At 64.9% G+C, this 19,852-nt stretch carries 15 protein-coding genes; 5 read left to right on the top strand and 10 right to left on the bottom strand.

Annotated elements, in window-relative coordinates; translation table 11 throughout:
- Positions 1-57: 57 nt before the first annotated feature.
- From N3J91_13555 to N3J91_13535, 5 genes are all read right to left on the bottom strand, one after another.
- Positions 58-1,326 (bottom strand): cysteine desulfurase, encoded by a 1,269-nt coding sequence (locus N3J91_13555; GenBank protein ID MCX8157448.1) that lies wholly within the window; start codon positions 1,324-1,326, stop codon positions 58-60.
- Positions 1,327-1,330: 4 nt separating this feature from the next.
- Positions 1,331-1,783, bottom strand: a complete 453-nt coding sequence (gene nifU, locus N3J91_13550) for a Fe-S cluster assembly scaffold protein NifU (GenBank protein MCX8157447.1) — start codon at positions 1,781-1,783, stop codon at positions 1,331-1,333.
- A 20-nt stretch (positions 1,784-1,803) separates the two neighbouring features.
- Positions 1,804-2,277 carry an Rrf2 family transcriptional regulator gene (locus tag N3J91_13545; GenBank protein ID MCX8157446.1) on the bottom strand — a complete coding sequence of 158 codons (474 nt, stop codon included), beginning with the start codon at positions 2,275-2,277 and terminating at the stop codon, positions 1,804-1,806.
- 186 nt (positions 2,278-2,463) lie between these two features.
- The gene (gene murA, locus N3J91_13540; protein MCX8157445.1) at positions 2,464-3,756 is read right to left on the bottom strand and encodes a UDP-N-acetylglucosamine 1-carboxyvinyltransferase; all 1,293 of its coding nucleotides are present in this window, start codon (positions 3,754-3,756) and stop codon (positions 2,464-2,466) included.
- Between the two features lie 15 nt (positions 3,757-3,771).
- Positions 3,772-4,167, bottom strand: coding sequence for a Dabb family protein (locus N3J91_13535; GenBank protein ID MCX8157444.1), 396 nt, complete (start codon positions 4,165-4,167; stop codon positions 3,772-3,774).
- 131 nt (positions 4,168-4,298) lie between these two features.
- Between N3J91_13535 and N3J91_13530 the strand changes: the two genes are divergently transcribed.
- Positions 4,299-5,459 (top strand): hypothetical protein, encoded by a 1,161-nt coding sequence (locus tag N3J91_13530; protein ID MCX8157443.1) that lies wholly within the window; start codon positions 4,299-4,301, stop codon positions 5,457-5,459.
- 7 nt (positions 5,460-5,466) lie between these two features.
- Here N3J91_13530 and N3J91_13525 read toward each other — a convergent pair whose 3' ends face one another.
- The 3 genes from N3J91_13525 to N3J91_13515 are packed head-to-tail and all read right to left on the bottom strand — an operon-like array spanning position 5,467 to position 8,040.
- Entirely contained in the window at positions 5,467-6,030 is a 564-nt protein-coding gene (locus N3J91_13525; protein MCX8157442.1) for a prepilin-type N-terminal cleavage/methylation domain-containing protein, read from the bottom strand.
- Positions 6,027-6,545 (bottom strand): hypothetical protein, encoded by a 519-nt coding sequence (locus tag N3J91_13520; protein MCX8157441.1) that lies wholly within the window; start codon positions 6,543-6,545, stop codon positions 6,027-6,029. Before N3J91_13520 ends, N3J91_13525 begins: the two co-directional genes overlap by 4 nt.
- Positions 6,546-6,558: 13 nt before the next feature.
- Positions 6,559-8,040, bottom strand: a complete 1,482-nt coding sequence (locus N3J91_13515; protein MCX8157440.1) for a sugar porter family MFS transporter — start codon at positions 8,038-8,040, stop codon at positions 6,559-6,561.
- Between the two features lie 159 nt (positions 8,041-8,199).
- Here N3J91_13515 and N3J91_13510 point away from each other — a divergent pair, with 159 nt between their 5' ends.
- The 4 genes from N3J91_13510 to dinB all read left to right on the top strand — a co-directional run bounded on the left by N3J91_13510 (position 8,200) and on the right by dinB (position 15,131).
- Positions 8,200-8,937, top strand: coding sequence for a ThuA domain-containing protein (locus tag N3J91_13510; protein MCX8157439.1), 738 nt, complete (start codon positions 8,200-8,202; stop codon positions 8,935-8,937).
- Positions 8,938-8,940: 3 nt separating this feature from the next.
- The gene (locus tag N3J91_13505) at positions 8,941-9,702 is read left to right on the top strand and encodes a DUF1638 domain-containing protein (GenBank protein ID MCX8157438.1); all 762 of its coding nucleotides are present in this window, start codon (positions 8,941-8,943) and stop codon (positions 9,700-9,702) included.
- Positions 9,703-9,803: 101 nt separating this feature from the next.
- Entirely contained in the window at positions 9,804-10,427 is a 624-nt protein-coding gene (lexA, locus tag N3J91_13500) for a transcriptional repressor LexA (GenBank protein ID MCX8157437.1), read from the top strand.
- A 315-nt stretch (positions 10,428-10,742) separates the two neighbouring features.
- On the top strand, positions 10,743-15,131 hold the full coding sequence (dinB, locus tag N3J91_13495) for a DNA polymerase IV (protein ID MCX8157436.1): 4,389 nt from the start codon (positions 10,743-10,745) through the stop codon (positions 15,129-15,131).
- A gap of 55 nt (positions 15,132-15,186) precedes the next feature.
- Here dinB and N3J91_13490 read toward each other — a convergent pair whose 3' ends face one another.
- Both N3J91_13490 and N3J91_13485 read right to left on the bottom strand, forming a co-directional pair.
- The gene (locus N3J91_13490; protein ID MCX8157435.1) at positions 15,187-17,958 is read right to left on the bottom strand and encodes an immunoglobulin domain-containing protein; all 2,772 of its coding nucleotides are present in this window, start codon (positions 17,956-17,958) and stop codon (positions 15,187-15,189) included.
- A 51-nt stretch (positions 17,959-18,009) separates the two neighbouring features.
- Positions 18,010-19,830: an amino acid permease gene (locus tag N3J91_13485; GenBank protein ID MCX8157434.1), complete on the bottom strand. Its 1,821-nt coding sequence runs from the start codon at positions 19,828-19,830 to the stop codon at positions 18,010-18,012.
- Positions 19,831-19,852 lie beyond the last annotated feature (22 nt).

Below are 19,852 nucleotides of genomic sequence, written 5' to 3'. Positions count from 1 at the left end.
TCCGAAAAAAGTGCAGGGCCGGCGCGACGGCCGGCCCTGCGCCCCGAAGTAAATGCTTTAGTGAGCCGGCTTGCCGGATACGGCGGCGGCATGTTCCGTGAAGGAGCGTCCGCGGCCGGTGGGGCTGATGACCGAGTCAATGATGCCGCGCTGAAACTCATCCCACATGGGGGACATGTTGCGAAGTTTGGGGACCACCACCCTGGCGAAGGTCTGGATCACGTAGTCAATGTCTTCGTCCGTGGTGTCCTTGCCGAGGGACATGATGATGTTGCCCTGCGCCAGCGCATGGTCCAGGCCGATGGCCGCCAGCACATGGCTGATTTTGAGGGACTTGCTCACGCAACTGGAGCCGCTGGCCACCGCGATGCCGTTCAGGTCGCACATCAAAAGCTGCCCTTCGCCTTCGATGAACTCGGTGCTGATGTTGATGGTATGGGGGAGGCGGCGCGGGCCGGGTTCAGGGCCGTTGAGCTTGATGTACGGCACATTGGCCTTCAAGCCTTCCCACAATTTTTTCTGCAGGCGCGCCGTGTGAGCAAACCGCTGGTTCAGCTCGCGCAGGGCCACTTCGGCCGCCACCCCCGCGCCCACGATTGCCGGCACGTTTTCGGTGCCCGCGCGGCGGCCGCCCTCTTGCACGCCGCCGTGAATGATGCTCACCAACCGCGCCTTTTTGTTGCGATAGAGCACACCCACACCCTTGGGGCCGTAGAACTTGTGCGGCGAGAAGGACAACAGGCTGGCGCCCATCTGCTGCACGTCAATCGGCAGCCAGCCGGCGCTGGCCTCGGCGTCCACGTAGAAGGGCACGCCTTTCTCGGCGCAAATCCGGCCGATTTCGCGGACGGGTTCGATGCTCCCAATATCGTGATTGGCATGATGCACCGCCACCAGAATGGTCTTGTCAGTGATGGCCGCGCGGACGTCTTCCGGATTCACGAAGCCTTCACCATCCACCTTGACGCGGGTGCAGGTGAAGCCCTGTTTCTCCAGAAACTCCACCGAATTGAGCACCGAGGGATGCTCAATTTCGCTGACCACCAGATGGTTACCGCGGCGCTGGTTGGCATAGGCCACCCCTTTGATCGCCAGGTTGGCCGACTCCGTGCCGTCGGAGGTGAAAAAGATCTCCTCGGCGGACTCGGCATTGATGAGGGCGGCAATCTGCGAGCGCGCCCGGGCGAGCGCATCCCGCGCCTGCAAGCCGTACTGATGCAAGGACGACGCATTGCCAAAGGCCTCCATGAAATAGGGTTTCATGGCCTCGAAGGCCTCCGGCAGCAGGGGCGTCGCCGACAAATGATCCAAATAAACGCGGCGCATAAAATCAGGCGTTGGCGGTCTCCGGCGCGGCGGCCTGGGCGGCTTCTTTTTCCTTCACCTTGGCAGCCACTTCCGGATGTTTCTTGAGGTAATCCTCCAGTGCGGCCTTCAGGGCCTCCTCGGCCAGCACCGAACAGTGGATTTTCACCGGCGGCAGGCCGCCCAAGGCGTCCACCACTTCCTGGTTGGAGAAGTTCAAGGCTTCCTCGACCGTGCGGCCCTTGATCAGCTCGGTGGCCATGCTGGAGCTGGCAATGGCGGAGCCGCAGCCGAAGGTTTTGAAGCGCGCATCGGTGATCTTGCCGTCCTGGATTTTCAGGCTGATCTTCATGATGTCGCCGCAGGCCGCGGCGCCCACTTCGCCCACCCCATCCGCATCGGGCAAGTCCCCCATGTTGCGGGGATTCATGAAGTGATCCATGACGGTCTGGTTGTAGAGGGTGTAGGTTTCGCTCATAGTCGGATTTCGCTTTAAGTTCAGGGCACTGGTTCAGGTTTCAAAAAAATCTGGGGCCTTTTCGCCTCGCCGTTCACCGCCAGCCGCGGCGGCTGGCGCCGGGCCAGCTCCGCCAGGGTGGTGCGGGCCAGGGTCTCGCGCAACCGCCCCTGCGCCTCGGCCAGCAGGCCGCACAAGGCGCAGTGGGTCATGTGCACGCAATCCGGCTTCTCCTCCAAGCACCGCTGCAGGGCAATGGGGCCTTCCACGCCTTCAATGATGTCGAGCACCGTGATCGCTTCCGCCGGCCGTGCCAGACGAAAGCCTCCGCCGGTGCCGCGCACGGATTGCACCAGGCCGGCCCGCACCAAGGACTGGAAAATCTTGGCCAGGAAACTGCGCGGGATGTCCATCTCGCGGCTGACCTCATCAATCATGACCACGGCGCCCGCCGGACGCCGTGCCAGGGCGGTCAGCCCGATGACTCCATATTCACTGGCCCGCGTGATTTGCATGTTAAACAGGACTGTTTTAGTCCGCTTTCAATATAACGGCATTTGCCCCCTTGTCAAACCGCCCAGGCGATTTTTTCCGGCGGTGAGGGAGGAAAAGCGGCGGACGGATGGATGGGTCTGCTCAGGCACCGGAATGGCGGCGGGGATGCCCCGCGGCAGCTTGACCCGCGCAAGGGGAGCGGCAGTTCAGATTTCCCGTTGGAGGCGCGCCCCCAACTGCCGCAGCCGGTGATCAATGTTGGCAAAGCCGCGGTCAATCTGGATGATGTTTTGAATGACCGATTCCCCCTCGGCGCACAAGGCCGCGATCAACATGGCCATGCCGGCGCGAATGTCCGGGCTGTTGAGCCGCGCCCCGCGCAGGCGGTCCGGGCCAATGACCACGGCGCGATGCGGGTCGCACAAGATGATGCGGGCCCCCATGCTGATGAGGCTGTCGGTAAAGTAGAGGCGGGACTCGTACATTTTCTCGTGAATCAGCACGGTGCCGGTGCACTGGGTGGCGGTCACCAGCGCCACGGAGGTTAAATCGGCGGGAAACCCCGGCCAGGGCGCGTCATCAATTTTGGGCACGGCGCCGCCCCAATCATTGACGATGCGGAGGGTCTGCTCTGAGGGGATGAGCAAATCATCCTCGCCGACGGCCTCGGTGCGGACGCCCAGGCGGTTGAAGGCGGCGCGGATCATGCGCAGATGCGGCACGCCAGCCTGGCGAATCATGAGCCGTCCGCGGGTCACCGCCGCCAGCGCAATGAAGCTGCCAATTTCCTGATAATCCGGCCCGATGCGATGAGTGGCGCCGTGGAGCGCGGGCACGCCGGCAATGCGGAGCACATTGGAGCCGATGCCCTCGATGCGCGCCCCCATGCGGTTGAGCAGGTGGCAGAGGTTTTGGACATGCGGCTCGCTGGCGGCGTTGCGCAGGATGGTTTCCCCCTCGGCCGTGGCCGCGGCGCAAACGGCGTTTTCGGTGGCCGTCACGCTGGCCTCATCCATCCAGATGTCGGCGCCCCGCAGGCGGCGGGCGGCGATTTCATAGCCCTGGCCGGTGGCGGTGATTTCCGCGCCCAATTCCTGAAAAACCTGCAGATGCGTATCCAGCCGGCGCCGCCCGATTTTGTCGCCGCCCGGCAGGGGCAGAAAGACGCGGCCGCAACGGGCCAGCAACGGACCGGCCAGGGTGACCGAGCCGCGGAGGCGGGCGCATAATTCCACGGGCAACTGGGGGTTGGGCTCGGCCGCGGCGCGGACCAGCACGGTCTGACGCTCCGGCTCCTCCTGCACGGAAACCCCCACGGCGGCGAGGATGCGCATCATCACGTCCACATCCTCGATGGCCGGCAGGTTTTCCAGCCGCACCGGCTCGGCCGTGAGGCAGCAGGCAGCCAAAGCGGGCAGCGCCTCGTTTTTATTGCCCTGCGGCGTGACCTCGCCCTGCAGCGGCACGCCGCCCGTCACGCGGAAAACTCCGCCGCGCAAGGCACCGGCCATGGCTCACTTCTCCCGCACCCAGAAATCAATGACCAGCGGCTCCGCCAGGACGGGCTTGACGATCTCGACAAACTTCTGGTGCTCCGGGTGCACCAGGTAGGCGTCGCGGTCCTTCTCGGTGCGGAAGGTCAGAATGTAGCAGTGCGTGAAACCTTTGTTTAGATTTTCCGGGCTGACATTAACGCCGCTCTCGAAGGAAACGATGCCGGGTATGGATTTCTTCAAGGCCCGGAAGGCTTCCTCCACCCGTGCAATGTCCTGGGCCGAGGCGGTTTCCTTGTATTTGAAAATGACGACGTGCCGGAGCACGCCCTTCTTGGGCTGGTCGGCGGCCTGCACTTGAACACCCACGGCCAGCAGGAGCGCGGCCGCCCAGAGGAAGAATCTACGTTGCAACATAATGCGCATCGGTTTGTCGGCGGCCAAGTTAAGCCACCCGTCCGGCCAAAGCAACCGCAAAGGGAGATTTTCCCTCCGCCCCAAAAGCCGCTTGTGCCCGGGGCGGGGGAAGACGTATCTTAAGGTGGGATATGATCACAGCGTGGCAGACCGCGGAGGAAGGGCAGTCCAGGACAGCAACGACGGCGGCCCGTTATCGGGGCTCGGTGGTGTACTTGTATGCCTTTGACCTGGCGTATGACATCAATCCGCTGGCCCTGCGGGAATTGCGGGGGCAGCCGGTGGCTGATTATTGCGTGGACACCAGCAAGCGGAGTCCCCGTTACCTAATGCTGCATCGGCCGTTGCTGGTGCGGCTGACGCCGTGGGAGCGGATTGGCCCCCACGGGCCGGTGCGGCTGGAAGTCACGGTCAAACTGTTTCCCGTGGGCGCCATGAGTCTGTCGGTGCGTGTGCCGTTTCAAGTCAACGAATTGAAAGAACTCGTCCAATACCATGATTTAACCTTCACCAATGGCGATTTGTACACCGAGGTGCGCCAACTGGCGGAGCAGATCCGGGAGGAGCTGAAATCCCACTTCGTGCGGCCGGTGGAGCGGCTGGAGGAGGAGGAGGCCTACACCGTTTTTTGTCTGGAAGCGCCCCTGAAGGCTGCCGACGGCGGCAAAATCCGCGCGGAAAACTGGCTGGCGCAACATCGCCGGGAAGTGGCGGCGTTGCTCACCCAGGAGCCGGAGTTGGAGTCGCTTTCCACCCAGGAGGCGGAGGAATCCACCAACTTGTACCTGAGCTATTACGAGGATGATCTGACGGTGGTGGACTGGGACGCCGCGCTGGTGGTGGACAATCCGGGGGAGTTTGAGGAGACGCTTTACATTCTGGAGCTGGCCAATCTGCAACTGGCCGAGCTGGAGGCGTATGACCGGTTGCTGGACGACGCGATCGAGCGCAGCTACCGTGATTTAAGCGGCCAGGGCACCCGCCGCCGCAGTCAAATCATGCGCGAGTTGCGCGAACTGAAAATTGACCTGGCCCGCTTCAATGACGAGCTGAGCAACATCACCAAGTTTTTCGGCGACTGGCACCTGGCGCGGATTTATCAGGCGGTTTCCCAGCGGTTCCATCTGGCCGACTGGCACCGGGTGCTGGATGGCAAATTGAAAACGCTGGATGACCTCTACCACTTTCTCAACACCGATCGCACCAATCGCTGGATGCTGGTGCTGGAGGCCACCATTGTGCTGCTGTTCATCATTGACCTGGTGGTGATTGTCATGGGCGTGGGCAAGTAGCCCTGCCTCAACGGCGCCGGGCACGCTCCACCCGCCCGTCAAAGAACAAGGCATTTTTGCCCAGTCCACTGCTGCCCTCGGCATGAAAGGTGCCGGCGTCGCCAATCAAGGGGGTGTTGACCCGCCCGCCAAATATCGTTTGCACGATGCTGTGGGTGACGGGAGACCAGGTTTCGGGGCGGGTGTAGGAGGCGCCATTCAGAAAGGCATTCCACTCGTAACTGGTTTGTTCACGCGGGAAAATTTCCTCGTCTTCCGGGCAGCGCCAGATTTCCGGCTTTTTAAGGTAGGGCTGCAGGACGGTGGTGATCGGCGTCAAGTTGGTGTCCGTGCTGGGCAACAAGGGACAGGAAGGCAGGCGGTCCTCGTGCTCCTGCACGTACAACTCCAGGGCCACGCCCATTTGCCGGAGCTGGCTGAGGCAGGCGGTGGCCCGGGCGGAGCGTTTGGCGCGGCCCAGGGAAGGCAGCAGCAGCGCGGCGAGGATGGCAATGATGGCGATTACCACGAGCAGCTCAATCAGCGTAAAAGCCGCGCGTCCGCGGCAGGCGCATTTTGGGGAAGGGATCATGGCGATTGCAAATCGTTGAGGGTGTTCATCAGCTCCCGAATCACAGGCGCCGTTTCCGCCCGGTAATACACGTCCTGCGAAAGATATTTGGCGGTGGCGGATTCGATGGCGCGGCGGCCCTCGGGGGTGCGGAAATACGCCGCGAGCATTTGTTTCTCCTCGGGCAGGAGTTGCTGGCGATACTGCGCCAGCCACTGGGCCATGGCCTGGATGTTGGTCTTCCGCCGCTCGGCCGGCAGCCGGCTGGTCAGGAGGTGCAGCCCTTCGACATGGCCGGGGTTGAAAAAATCCAGAAACGCCTGATGCCGGTTGGTGGGCAGGTCCAGCGGCCCGTAGCGCAGCTCCAGGAAACGCTCCACCGGCCGGGGATGGCCCTTGACCTGCATGGCGGCGCGGAGGTCCCGGGCCACCTCCACGGGCGTGTAGCGCTGGAAACGGTGGAGCCACCAGACGGTGGCCATGAGCAGCAGGAGGGCCACAATCGCGCCCATCCAGAGCCATTTTTTCGCACGCATAACCGGCTTTCGCTCAACCATGGATCTGCCCGCCGCCCAGCTCGCGCTCGATGTTTTCCAGCGATTTGCCGCGCGTCTCGGGCACCTTGAAATAAACCAAAACAAAACCCGCCGCGCAAATCGCCGCATACAGCCAGAAGGTGTTGCCCGTCCCGATGCGCCGCTCGAGGATGGGGAAGGTGAAGGTGAGGATGAAACAGGCCACCCACAGGGCGGAAACCGCCACGGAAATGGCGGCGCCACGGATGCGGTTGGGGAAGATTTCTGCGATCAGCACCCAGGTGACCGGCGCCAGCGACATGGCATAACACCCGATGGCCAGCAGCGCGAACAAGAGCACCATCACCCCCTGCCAGTGCTGGGCATAGGCCACGCCAATCAACAGATGCGACGCCCCAATTCCCGCGCAGCCCAGCAGCATCAAACGACGGCGGCCCCAACGGTCCACCGTCCCCAGCGCCAGCAGGGTGAACACCAGATTGACCAGGCCGGTGAGGACGATGAAAAACAGGATGGTGTTCACCGCCAGACCGGCCTGTTTGAAAATGTTCTCCGCATAATTAAACAACACGTTGATGCCGCTCCATTGCTGCAGCACGGCCAGCGCGCAGCCCAGCACCAGCACCTTGAACAATCGCGGCTCCAGCAAATCCCCCAGCCGCACCCGAGCGACCTCCTCGGCCGCGATGGTGGCGCTGATGGCCTCGGTTTCGCGGCGGGCGTAGTCTTCGCCGCCGATGCGCGCCAGCACCCGCTGCGCGGCGTCGGGCCGGCCATTTTTCACCAGCCAGCGGGGGCTTTCCGGCACCCAGAGGGCGCACGCCAGAAAGATCAGCGAGGGCGCGGCCACCAGGGTGAACATCCAGCGCCAGCCGTACTGGCCGTTCCAGGAGGCCGCAATGTCCGCCGCGGTGGCGCCTTCGGGCACCGGCCGTGCGATGGCCAGGTTGACCAGTTGCGCGGCCAGAATTCCCACCACGATGGCCAGTTGATTCAGGGTCACCAGCCGTCCGCGCCAGGCCGCCGGGGCGACTTCGGCGATGTAGAGCGGGGAGAGGTTGGAGGCCATGCCGATGGCGATGCCGCCCGTGATGCGCCACACCACGAATTGATTGAAACTGCCCGCCCAGCCGGTGAGCACGGAGGACACGGCAAAGAGGAAGGCGGCGGCAATCAACAATTTTTTTCGGCCGAGCGCGTCACTGAGCACCCCCGCCACCAGCGCCCCGGCCAGACATCCCAGGAGAGCGCAACTATTGGCCCACCCGCTCAAGGCCTCCGGCGTGTCCAATCCCACCGCGCGGGCCAAGGGATGCTGCCGCCAGGCCGCCGCCATGGCCGGGAGATTGAAATGCGGCTCAAAAAAGGGTTTGGCCCCGCCGATGACCACCCAATCCCAGCCAAACAGCAGCCCCCCCAGGGCCGCCACGGCAGAGATCAGCCAGACATAGAGCATTCGCGTTGAATCGGGGGTGGGCGCATTGGATGACCACATGGCGAAACTGTAGGCGGGGCGGAAGACAGGAATCAAGAAAGGAAAGACACGGGCCGGCGCGCAAACCGCTGCAAAGGGCAATTCGTGGGGAGGGGGCACGGGCAGGGAAAAGTCAATCTTTCCCTTTTCTTTCGCCGGGTCTGGCAGCATAGTAGGGGCATGAAATCCTTGCGCTGTTTGTTGATCGCCACCGTGCTGGGCGGCGCTCTGCTGGCCGGTTCGCTGACGGCGGCCGAGAAAATCCGGGTGCTGGTCATTACCGGCGGACATGACTACCAAACCAACGAGTTCTGGCAGGTGTTCAAGGACAACCCGGACATCACCTTTCAGGCGGCGGTGCATCCGCAGGCCCAGGACTATTGGCAAGCCGAGGCCGCGCGGCAGTGGGACGTGATGGTGCTGTATGACATGTGGCAGCCGATTTCCTCCACGGCCAAATCCAATTTCGTGGCGCGCCTGCAGGAGGGCAAGGGGCTGGTGGCCCTGCATCACAGCCTGGCCAATTACCAGGACTGGCCGGAGTATCGCCAGATCATCGGCGGCAAATATGTCTTGAAAAAGGAGGTGCTCGACGGCGTGGAACGGCCCGGCTCCACCTTCAAGCATGATGTGGTGATGCAGGTGCGCATCGCCTCCACCGCCCATCCCATCACGCGAGGGTTGAAAGATTTTGAGATTCACGATGAAACTTACGGGGGGCTGTATATTCATCCTGACGTGATCCCGCTTTTGTTGTGTGACACGCCGAGCAGCAGTCCCATCGTGGCGTGGGCCAAGACCTACGCCAACGCCCGGGTGGCGGCCATTCAGCTTGGCCATGACGGGCAGGCCTACACCAACCCCAGCTTCCGGAAACTGCTGGCCCAGGCCATCGCCTGGGTGGCCCGGCGGCCTTGAGCCATGCTCTGCAAAGTCCTGGCCTGTGAAATCATGGTGCGCGAGGTGTGCTTTCTGGCCGCCACTTCGCCGCTGTTGCTGGATTTGGAATTCCTCCCCCAGGGCTATCATGACAACCCCGCCCACGGCCGCGGCCAGGTGCAGGCGCGGGTGGACGCCGTGCCGGAGGGCAAGTACGACGCCATCCTGCTGGGGTATGGCCTGTGCGGCAACCTCATTGCCGGCCTGCAGGCGCGCCACACGCGGCTCATCGTGCCGCGCGCGCATGATTGCATCACCTTTTTTCTCGGGTCGCGCCAGCGTTACGCGCAACAGCAGCAGGAACGTCCCGGCGCGTATTATTACACCTGCGGCTGGCTGGAGTGCATGGCCCGCCGCGGCCAGCGGGCCCTGCCGCAGGGGGTGAATCTCCTGCCCAACCGCCCCGGCCCGGTGGCCGAAGGCAGCGACACCTACACCGCCTGGGTGGAGAAATATGGGGAGGAAGCCGCCCAGTACCTGGTCGAGGCCATGAATGAATGGCTCAGCCACTATACCCACGGCATCTTGATTGAGTATGATTTCACCCGCGTGCTCAATTTGCGGGCGCAGGTGCAGGAGATTTGCCAGAAACGCGGCTGGACTTTTGAGGAATTGGCGGGGGACTTGACCCTCCTGCGCCGCTGGTTGCACGGGGATTGGAGCGGCGAGGATTTTCTGGAAGTCCCCGCCGGGGCGCGGATTGAACCTTCCTACGATGACGGCGTGATCCGTGCCATCTCCTGAAAAACGGGCCGGGGCGCCGGCGATTTTCGGGCGGAGAGGGCAGCAGCTCAAGAGGAGGGCTTGATTTCTTTCCCCGATTACTATACATTTGTATAGTTATTATGAGACCGTTGACGGAACAACAAAAACGGGTGTTGGCGCTGTTTCAGGCCCGGCAGCAGGCGGGCGGGCCGATGCCCAGCCTGCGCGAAATTGCGGCGCATTTTGGTTTCCGCAGCCCGCGGGCGGCGGCGTGTCACGTGGCGGCGCTGGAGCGCAAGGGCTGGCTGGCGCATGAGCCGGGCAAGGCGCGCTCGTGGCGCCTGGCCTCGCCCCTGGCGCGGCTGCGGCAGGCGGTGGTGGACATCCCGCTGTTTGGCAGCATCCCGGCCGGCTTTGCCGAGGACCGGCAGCAGGAGGCCGAGGGGTGCGTGTCGGTGGATGTGCGCACGCTGGGCATTCAACCCACGGCGCGGACGTTTGCGCTGCGGGTGCGGGGCGATTCGATGATCGGGCGGCACATCATAGACGGCGACATTGTGATTTTGGAACACGGCCGGATTCCCCGGCCCGGCGAAGTGGTGGCGGCGTTGATTGACAACGAAAGCACGCTGAAGACGTATGTGGTGGAGCGTGGCCGCCCCTACCTCAAGGCCGAAAATCCCAGGTATCCCAAGCTCATCCCCGCCGCCGAGCTGGTCATTCAGGGGGTGATGGTGGGGCTGGTGCGCGGGAAGGTGGGGTGAGCGGAGGGAGTTATGCAGGAAAACAGTGAAAGGTTTTTAACTTTTGCAGACGGGGAAGCCGGTCTGGCAGCCCGGAAGTTCTGCGGGGCGAGGTATGCGATCAGCCGCCGAGGGCCTGCTTTGGCGAAGCAGGATCCGGCCCGGCCCATACGCCCCGCCGCCGTTTCCTGGACGAACCGCATCGCCGGAGGCGCCGGGGGGGCTCATGATCCGGCTGAACCCCCCTTAAGCGCGGGGGGTGATTCAGCAAAATACTCTTTTGTTCCCTGCCACCTGGCAACCTGGTAACGCCCCCCAACCTCCCCTTCCCTGCGGATGTTCAACGGCATCATCCACCTTGACGCCGATGCCTTCTTCGCCTCGGTGGAGCAGGCGGCGGACCCGCGCCTGCGCGGACGGCCCGTTGCCGTGGGCGGGGAAAAGCGCGGCATCATTGCGTCCGCCTCGTACGAGGCGCGGCGGTTTGGCATTTACACTCCCATGCCCGCGGCGCTGGCCCGCCGGTTGTGTCCGCAGTTGATCCTGCTGCCGGGGGATTTTGCAAAGTACGAGCAATTTTCGCAGTGGATGTTTTCCTACGCCTACGACTTCACGCCGGAGGTGGAGGTGGCCTCGATTGACGAGGGCTACCTGGACGTAACCGGGGCGCGGCGTCCGCCCCTTGAGGTGGCCCGGCGCCTGCGCGAAGCGATCCGGCAATCGCTCAAAATCTCCGTCAGCGAGGGCGTGGCCACCAACAAGCTCGTGAGCCAGGTGGCCTCCAAGCTGAACAAGCCCGCCGCGCTGCTTGAAGTCCCGCCGGGCAGGGAGGCCGGGTTTCTGGCGCCGCTGCCCAACCGCTGGCTGCCGGGCGTGGGGCCCAAACTGGGGGCGCGTCTGGATGCCGCCGGGCTGGCGCGGGTGGGCCAGATCGCGGCCACCCCGCCGGAGCTGCTCGAAGTCCTGGTGGGTTCCGCCGCGGGAACGCTGCATCGCTTTGCGCGCGGTCTGGATGATCGCCCCGTGGTGCCCAGCCGCGCCCCGGCCAAATCGCTGGGCCAGCAGGAAACCTTTGCGCAGGACATCACCGACGAGGAATACGCGCAGGCTGTCCTGCGCCGCATGGCCGACGAGCTGTTTGCCAGGCTGCGGGCCACCGGCCAGGCCGCCCGGACGCTCACCGTGAAGGTGCGTTACAATGACATGGCGGAGGATCAATGCAGTGAAAGCCTGCCTGAGCCGGTGTGCGTGGAAACCGAAGTGTACGGCCGCCTGCGCAGTCTCCTGAAACGGGCCTGGCGCCGCCGCGTGAGCCTCCGCCTTGTCTCGTTGCGGCTGACCCATCTGTATGATGGCCACTTGACCGGCGCCCTGGAGCTGCTGCCCGGTGATGGCCGCCCTGCCGCGCGCCGCCGCCTGGCCGCCGCCGTGGATGCCCTGCGCGAAAAGTTCGGCCGGGGCGTGGTCCAGCGCGGGCATGACCTGTTGCTGGCGGAGCGCAGCGCCCCCACTGAACCCGCCCGGGAGCACTCCCCCCCACGGCAAGCAGGCTGCAGCAAGGCGGTGGCCACGCCCGGGACGTTCCGGCGCCCGGCCACCGTGCCCGTCATTCCGTTGCGGGTGCGCAGTTATTATTCATTTCTGGCGTCCACCCTGGCCATTCGCGACATCATCCGGCTGGCGCAACAGCACGAAACGCCCGCGCTGGGGCTGGCCGATCTGGGCCATCTGCATGGCGCGCCGGAGTTTGTGCAGCAGGCCCAGGCCGCCGGCCTGCAACCGCTGGTGGGCGCAGAAATCACCCTCGAAGGCCGGCCCCTGGTTTTGTTCGTGGAAAACCAGCAAGGCTATGCCCGGCTCTGCCGGTGGCTCAGCCTGCCGCCGGGGCAATGGTCGCGGCAACAGTTGGAGGAAGGGACGGACGGCCTGCTGGCGGTGGGGGCGGACGCGCGGCTGGCAGCGTGGTTTCCCGGCCGTTTTTACGGGCTGGTGTGCGCCCCCGAGGACGCCGCCCGTTTTCCGGCGCATCTGCCCCTGGCGTGGGGGCAGCCGGTGCATTACGCCACGCCCCAGGACCGCTGGAAATTCGAGGTGGTGGAGGCCATCCGCACCCTCACCCTACTGCGGCAGGAGCATCCCGCCAAGCTCGCCGGCGAGCTGCACTGGCGCACGCCTGCCGAGTTACGCCAGTCCCTCCGCCTGCCCCCCCGCGCCCTGGCCGGCAATGCCGAGATTGCTGCGCGCTGCCGGGGTTTTCGCTTCCCCTTCGGCCCGCCGCAATTCCCGGCGTTTCAACCGCCGGACGGCTCCAGCGCGCGCGCGTTTTTGCGGCGGCTGGTGATGGAAGGCGCGCGCCGCCGTTACCCTGAACGCTGGGCGCAGGTGCGGCCGCAACTGGAGGAGGAGCTGGGCATCATTGGGGAGGTGGGCTACGAGGACTATTTCCTGGTGGTGTGGGATTTGCTGCGCGAGTGCCGCCGGCGGGGCATTGACTGGCTCACCCGCGGCAGCGCGGCTGATTCGCTGGTCTGCTATTGCCTGGGCATCAGCCAGGTGTGCCCGCTGCGCTTTGAGCTCTACTTCCGCCGCTTTCTCAACCGGGAGCGCATGGCCATGCACAAGCTGCCGGATATTGACGTGGATTTCCCCCACGATTGCAAAGACGATGTCATCGCGCTGCTCTTTGAGAAATACGGCCCGGAGCATTGCGCGGTGGTGGGCGGGTTCTCCACCTACCAGGCCCGCGGCGCGGTGGGCGACGTGGGCAAGGCCCTCGGCCTGTCCGAGCATCAGGTGCGGCGTTTCACCGAGCATTTCCCCTGGGGCCGCGCCCGCGGGCTTGTGCCACTGCTGCGGGCCAGCCCTGAGTGCCGCGATCTGCCGCTGGACGAAGAGCCGTACCGCTCCGCCCTGGAGATGGCGGAGTTTCTGGACGGTTTCCCGCGGTATCCCAAGATGCACCCCTGCGGCGTGGTGCTCTCGCGCCAGCCGATGCACGAGCTTGCGCCCACCTTCCGCGCCCACAAAGGCTGGCCCGCCACACAGTACGACATGGACGCCGTCGAGGCTCTTGGCCTGGTGAAACTGGACATTCTGGCCCAGGGCGGCCTGGCCGTGGTGCGCGACGCCCTAGCGGAAATATCCCGGGAAACGGCGCCGCCTGAAAACGCCGGCCGGCGCCCGGCCGCCGGGGAAACCGAAACGTTGGCGCCGCTGGACGGCGGGCTGCCGGACCTCGCCCCGTGGGATGATCCCGCCGTCTGGGAGCTGATTGCCGGCGGCCAGGCGCGCGCCGTGCATCATATCGAGTCACCTGCCATGGTGGGCCTTTGCCGGCAGAGCAACATCCGCGAAATAGACGGCCTGGTGGCGCTGGTCAGCGTCATCCGCCCCGGCGCCGCCAACGAGCAGAAAAAACAAAAGTTCTGCCGCCGCTACCAAGGGCTGGAGCCGCCCGATTATCCGCATCCTTCGCTGGAGCCGTGCCTGAGAGGCACGTTCGGCCTGGTGGTGTATGAGGAGCACGTCCTGCAAATTTGCGAGGCCTTTGCCGGCCTGCCGCCCGGCCGCGCCGATCAGCTCCGCCGCGCGCTGGGCAGGGAAAAGCTGGAAACCATCCAGGAAATCGGCCGCGAATTTTTCGCCGCCGCCCGCGCGCGCGGACACCCTGAGGCCGTCATCCGCGAGGTGTGGGATCTGGTCACCGGCTTTGCCGGGTACGCCTTTTGCAAGGCCCACTCCACGGCCTACGCGGTGGAAGCGTACCTCTCCGCCTGGCTCAAGCGATACCATCCGGCGGAGTTCATGGCGGCGGTGCTGAGCCACGGCAAGGGCTTTTATGATCTGCTGGTCTATGTGCTCGAATGCCACCGGCTGGGCCTCCCCCTCCTGCCGCCCAGCGTCAATGAACCGGGGCCGGGCTTCATGGTGGTGAACAGGCCTCATTCCGTCCCGGAGCCCCTCCCATCGGAGAAGGCGGCCCCCTCCCGCCCGGCCTTCCCCGCGCGGGCCATTCGCGTGCCGGTAACCCAAATCAAAGGACTGACGCAGGCCACTGGTGAACGGCTCCTGGCCGCGCGGCGACAGGGCCCCTTTGCGTCGGTGCGCGATTTCTACGCGCGCGTCGGCCCCGCGCCGGAGGAAATGGAGCTGCTCATCCGCGCCGGGGCGCTGGACGAATTTGGCCTGAGCCGCACACGGCTGTTCTGGGAGGCGCAATGGCTGCGGCGCGCCTTTGGTCCCGCCGAGGCGGGCCGCGGCCAGGGCTGGCTCCTGCCGCCGCCCGGGGCTGAACGCCTGGGCGATGCCCCGTTGCAGGAACCCACCCGCCGCCAGCGCCTGGAAGGGGAGGCCGAGCTGTTGGGTTTCCCCGTCAGCGGTCATCCGCTCGAACTCTTTGAGCACGTGGCGTGGGAGACGTATTGCCCGGTGGCGCGGCTGGGTGAATTTGTGGGCCAGTCCGTTGTGACCTGCGGCCTGGTCATCGAGCAGCGGCTCTTCCACCAGAGCACCGGCGAGCCGATGAAATTCCTGACGCTGGCGGACTGGACGGGCATGGTGGAGACCGAACTCTTTGCCCCCACCTACCGCAGCTACGGCCTGGCCACCGTCCGCCATCCCGTCCTGGAAGTCACCGCCACCGTCGAGCCTTTTGAGAACGGCCGCGGTTTCACCCTCCGCATCCACCGCGCCGGCAAGCCGCGGGAAAAAAGGAATGGATGCTGACACGCGAGACGCACGAGGCTGTCCGGCCGGGGCAGGACTTCGACTCCCTCAGGGATCAGGGTTGTTCGGTCAGGCGGAAGAGGCGCAGGGAGGGCCGGGAGGTGTTGGTTTCCGTGAAGACGGCCCCCTGGCCGAGCGGGGTCAACGCATTGCTGAGGGCCACCCAGTCCGCGCCGGTGCTTGCGATGCGGCCTGCCGTCCATACTTGAATGCGCTTCAGGCGGTCAGCCTCCAGCGGTGTGCCGTCGCGATTGGCAATTTCCAGTCGCAAGACGCCTCCTGGCAGGAAGCGCGGAGGGCTGATTTGGAGGGGAGGCAGGACCAGGGCCAGGCTGCGGGCAGGGCCGGCGGCCACCATGGCCACTCCGGCCAGTCCTGCCGGGGGGGTGCTCTGTCCGTAAGTATTGGCTCCCCAGCAAACCACCGTGTTATTGGCGAGCAAGGCCAGGCTGTGTCTGCCCCCTGCGGCGATGGCCATGACGTGGCGCAAGCCGGTGGGGACATTGGCCTGGTCATAGTTGAACACCGGCCGGGCCGCGCCCCAGGCCACCACGGTGCCATCGCGGCGCAGCGCCAAGCTGTGGTAATCGCCGCCCGCCACGGCCACCACATTGGATAGACCGGGAGGCACGGCCACCTGGCCATCGTCATTGTTGCCCCAGGCCACCACCGTGCCGTTGCTGCGGACGGCCAGGCTGTGCTCGGCCCCGGCGGCAATGGCGATTAAATTGGTGGCGGAAGGGAAAACCGAGGCCTTGCCGTTGGCATTGTCACCCCATGCGGCCAACAGCCCGTTGGCGCGCAGGGCCAGGGTGTGATTGGCGCCGCAGGCGATGGCTTTAACGTCCGCCAAACCACCCGGCACATTGGTCTGGCCCAACTGGTTGCGGCCCCAGGCCACCACCGTGCCGTTGCTGCGCAAAGCCACGCTGTGATGCAGGCCGGCAGCGATGGCTTTGACATCGCTCAAGCCGGGGGGTGCGGCGGCCTGGCCGTAGGAGTTGTCGCCCCAGCCCACCACCGTCCCATCCCGGCGCAAGACCAGGCCATGCTGGCCTCCCAGAGCGATGGCGGTAAGGTTGGACAAGCCGCCGGGCGGCCGCAGGCTCACCCAGACCGGGCTGACGAAGACCTCCTCCTGTCCCCACGCCACCAGGCTGCGGGATTCGCCGCCAGCCAGGACCGTCAACTGAACAATATCGCTGGGGGTATTGCCGCCGGCGTTGGAGACGATGACCTGATAAAAGCCGGCATCATTGGTGCTTACCGGGCTGAACGTGAGAACGGGTCCGGTGGCGCCCGGGATGTTCACATTATTCTTGCGCCATTGGTAGGAGGTGGCCCCGGTGGCGGAGACGCTGAGGGTGACGGCGCTGCCCGCCAGCACCGTCTGGCTGCGCGGTTGCTCGGTGATGATGGGAGGCAGCAGCACGGTGAGAGAGGCGGGCGGGCTGGTCACGGCTCCGGCGATATTGGTAATCACGACGGTGTAGGTACCTGCATCAAACCATTGGACATTGGGCAGCAACAACACCGAGAGGTTGCCGTTGGCAAGTGCCGTGCCGTCCTTGTACCACTGATAACTGAGCGGGGAGGTGCCGCTGGCGGTCACGGTGAATTGCACCAGCGCGCCCTGGGGGACGGTCTGGGATTGCGGGGGGGTCACCACCACGGGCGGCGCGAGGACCGTGAGGGTGGCGGCGGTGCTGGTGATCGAGCTGACGGGGTTGGCCACCACCACGCGGTAAGCGCCGGCTTGGTTGGTCTGCACGTTGGCGAGGGTCAGCAGGAAATTGGTGGCGCCGGGGAGGTTGGTGCCCTGACGCTGCCATTGGTAGGTGATCGGCTCACTGCCAGTCACGCCCGCCTGAAATTGAACGGTCTGCCCCACCAGGACGGTGGCGCTTTGAGGTTGCAGCGTAAAACTCAGCGGCTCCCAAAAGAGCGCGAGGGCGTGTTGGTTGCCGGCAGCAATGGCCACCACGTTGCTCAAGCCGGCGGGGGGGGTAATGCTGCCGGTCAAATCCCCCCAGGCAAAAATGGCACCGTCATTGCGGCGGGCCAGGGTATAATTGCTGTAGGCGCTGATGCCCAAGATATTATAAACGCCGGAGGGGATGTTGCCCTGGCCGAAGTAATTGCTGCCCCAGACCACCACCTGGCCGCTGCTCAGGAGGGCGGCGGCGTGTTGAAAACCAGCCGCCACCGCCACCACATCCAGCGTGCCGCTGAAGCCCAGGCTGGCGGGCACGGCGGGCGCGCCATACCCCCACGCCACCACGTAACCGCGCTGGCCGGCCGGCCGGACCACCGCCAGGGCGTAACTCGGGGCGGCGGCGATGGAAATGACATTGGCCAGGGCGGGCGTGGCCGCCGGGGGGGAGCCCCACGCCGCCACGGCGCCGCCGCCATAAATGGCGAGGTTGTAAAACTCACTGGCGGCAATGGCCGTGGCATCCGTAAAGGCCGGCGTGTTGGTCTGGCCGGACTCATTGGCGCCCCAGCTTATCACCGTGCCATTGGCCCGCAGGGCCACGCTATGATTGGCGCCGGCGGCCACCGCCACGACATTGAGCAAACCGGGCGGGGGAGTGGCCTTGCCGAAACTGTTGTCCCCCCACCCCAGCACGGTGCCATTGGCGCGGACCACCAGCGCATGATTAGGCCCCGCCGCGATGGCACTGGCATCCTTCAAGCCGGCGGGGAAATTGACCCCCGCGATGGCGTTGCTGCCCCATTGGGCGAGCGTGGCGGTCAGGGCCGCCGCCGGGAGTTCTGCGGTGACGATCAAGCCGCCCAACAAGGTGAATAACCACGGTACTTTCATGCAGCCTTCGGTCGTTGGGGCGCGCCCCGCCGGGTAATCAATATAAACGCCTCACCCATGAATCACCAACTCGATGTTTTCCGGCAAATCCTTGGCCACCTGGGTGATGACGCTGCCCTTGAGCAACTTCTCCAGGCCTTTGCGATGCGAGGCGCCCAGGAAAAGAAAATCCACCCCCAGCGTGGCCGACAAGTCGAGGATGGTGGCCGCCGGATTTTCGCTGATTAAATACAGCGGTATGACGGTGACACCGTTGCGTTTGCCCTCCTCCAACATGCGGTACATGATGGTGGCCGCCATCTTGTCGTCCTGCCATCGCGGATGCTCCGGGCGCTCGACCGGACCGGGGAGGTTGACCGCCAGCTCCTTCACATACAACACGTAGAGCGTGGCCGAGCGCAGCCGGGCCTCCTCCAGGGCAAAGCGCAAGACGGGCGTGATGCCGCGGGCTGCCACCAGAATGGCCTGGCCGGGGTTGATGCGCAGTTGAAATTCCTCGCCCTCGGCCGGAGCCACCACGGCGGCCACCTCCTCGCTGACGGTGATGGTGCGGAAACCGGCGCGGCGCTGGGCCCAGGCGCGCAGAGCCAGCCCGACAATCAAAATGCAGACGATGAAAAAGAGGGCGTTCTGCTTGGTCTTGGCCAGGGTGATTTCCACCGCCAGCAACACGAGGAAAGTAACCGCCATGGCGCCCCACTCGTACCAGCGCAGGTGGAGCTTGCGGTTCATGAGGCACGAGCCGAGGTTGACGGTGATGGCGCCCACCACGCCGATGGCATACAATTCCATCAGCGATTTCTGGTCGGGTGACAACGCCACCACCACAAACGGCAGCACGGTGGCAATGATCATGGGGAGCCAGGGGACGCCAAATTTGTTAAGTTTGACAAACGAGCGCGGCATCTCCCCGTCGCGCCCCAAGAGGTAGGTCAACCCAATGAGCGCCCCGATGGCGGTATTGACGGCGCTGATGAGCAGCACGCCCACGATGATGCCCGTCACGATGCCGAAATAATGGCCAAACGCCGGCCCCAGGGTCATCGTGCCGTATTGCTCGGCCAGCAGGCTGATCATGTCCTCCCACCGTTTGTGGAGCAGGCCGTCCATCTCCGGCGTCTTGGGCAGCGAAAGCATGGCCCAGCCCAGCAGAATGGTGCCGCCCACCCCCTCCACCGCCACCACCAGGATGGACTTGCGCGCCGTTTTCTCCACGCGCGGGGCGTCCATGGTGGCGCCGGGGTCCAGTTTCATGACGCCGGTCATGTTGGCGATGGCCTCCACGCCGCTGAGGGCCAGAATCGTCCCCACAAACGCCGTCCATTGAAAGCTGAAGCCTTTGCTGGAAGGCTCGATGTGGGCGAGGGTGAGATGCGGCAGGCTCAGGAGAATGATGAGGATGACCACCGCCACCATGGGCACGGCCAGGGAGATGGCAAAACTGCCGCTGTGTTTGGGGCCGAAGTAATTGATGAGGCCCATGCCGAGGATGAGGGACATGGTGGCCAGCGGCAGGTAGTGCTCGGGCACGCGAAAATAGACCATGGCCACCCAACCGCTCAGGGCGGCGGTGACGCAGAAATTGGCCACCAGCATGAATGCCCCGATGACCGCCACCAACCGGCTCTGGCTGCGGGCGGCCGAGTACACGCCGCCGCCGTCCGGGAAGTGTTTGCAGATGACGGTGTAATTATACCCCACCAGGGCGGTTAGCAAACACACCGCGATGATGATGGGGAGGGCGGAGTAGGAGGCCGCCACAAACGCGGCCCCGATGACATACGCCTTGCTGGTGCCCCAGTCGCCATACAACAGGGCCGCCGCGCGCATCCAATCCACATTGCGCGGGCGGTGCATGCCAGTCCCGTCCATATTATCCAGCCGCCGCCGGGAG

Source organism: Verrucomicrobiia bacterium (assembly GCA_026414565.1).
In the GTDB taxonomy this organism is placed as follows: domain Bacteria; phylum Verrucomicrobiota; class Verrucomicrobiia; order Limisphaerales; family Fontisphaeraceae; genus Fontisphaera.
The sequence above is the reverse complement of the archived record's forward strand: the minus strand, read 5'-3'. Positions and strand labels throughout refer to the sequence as shown.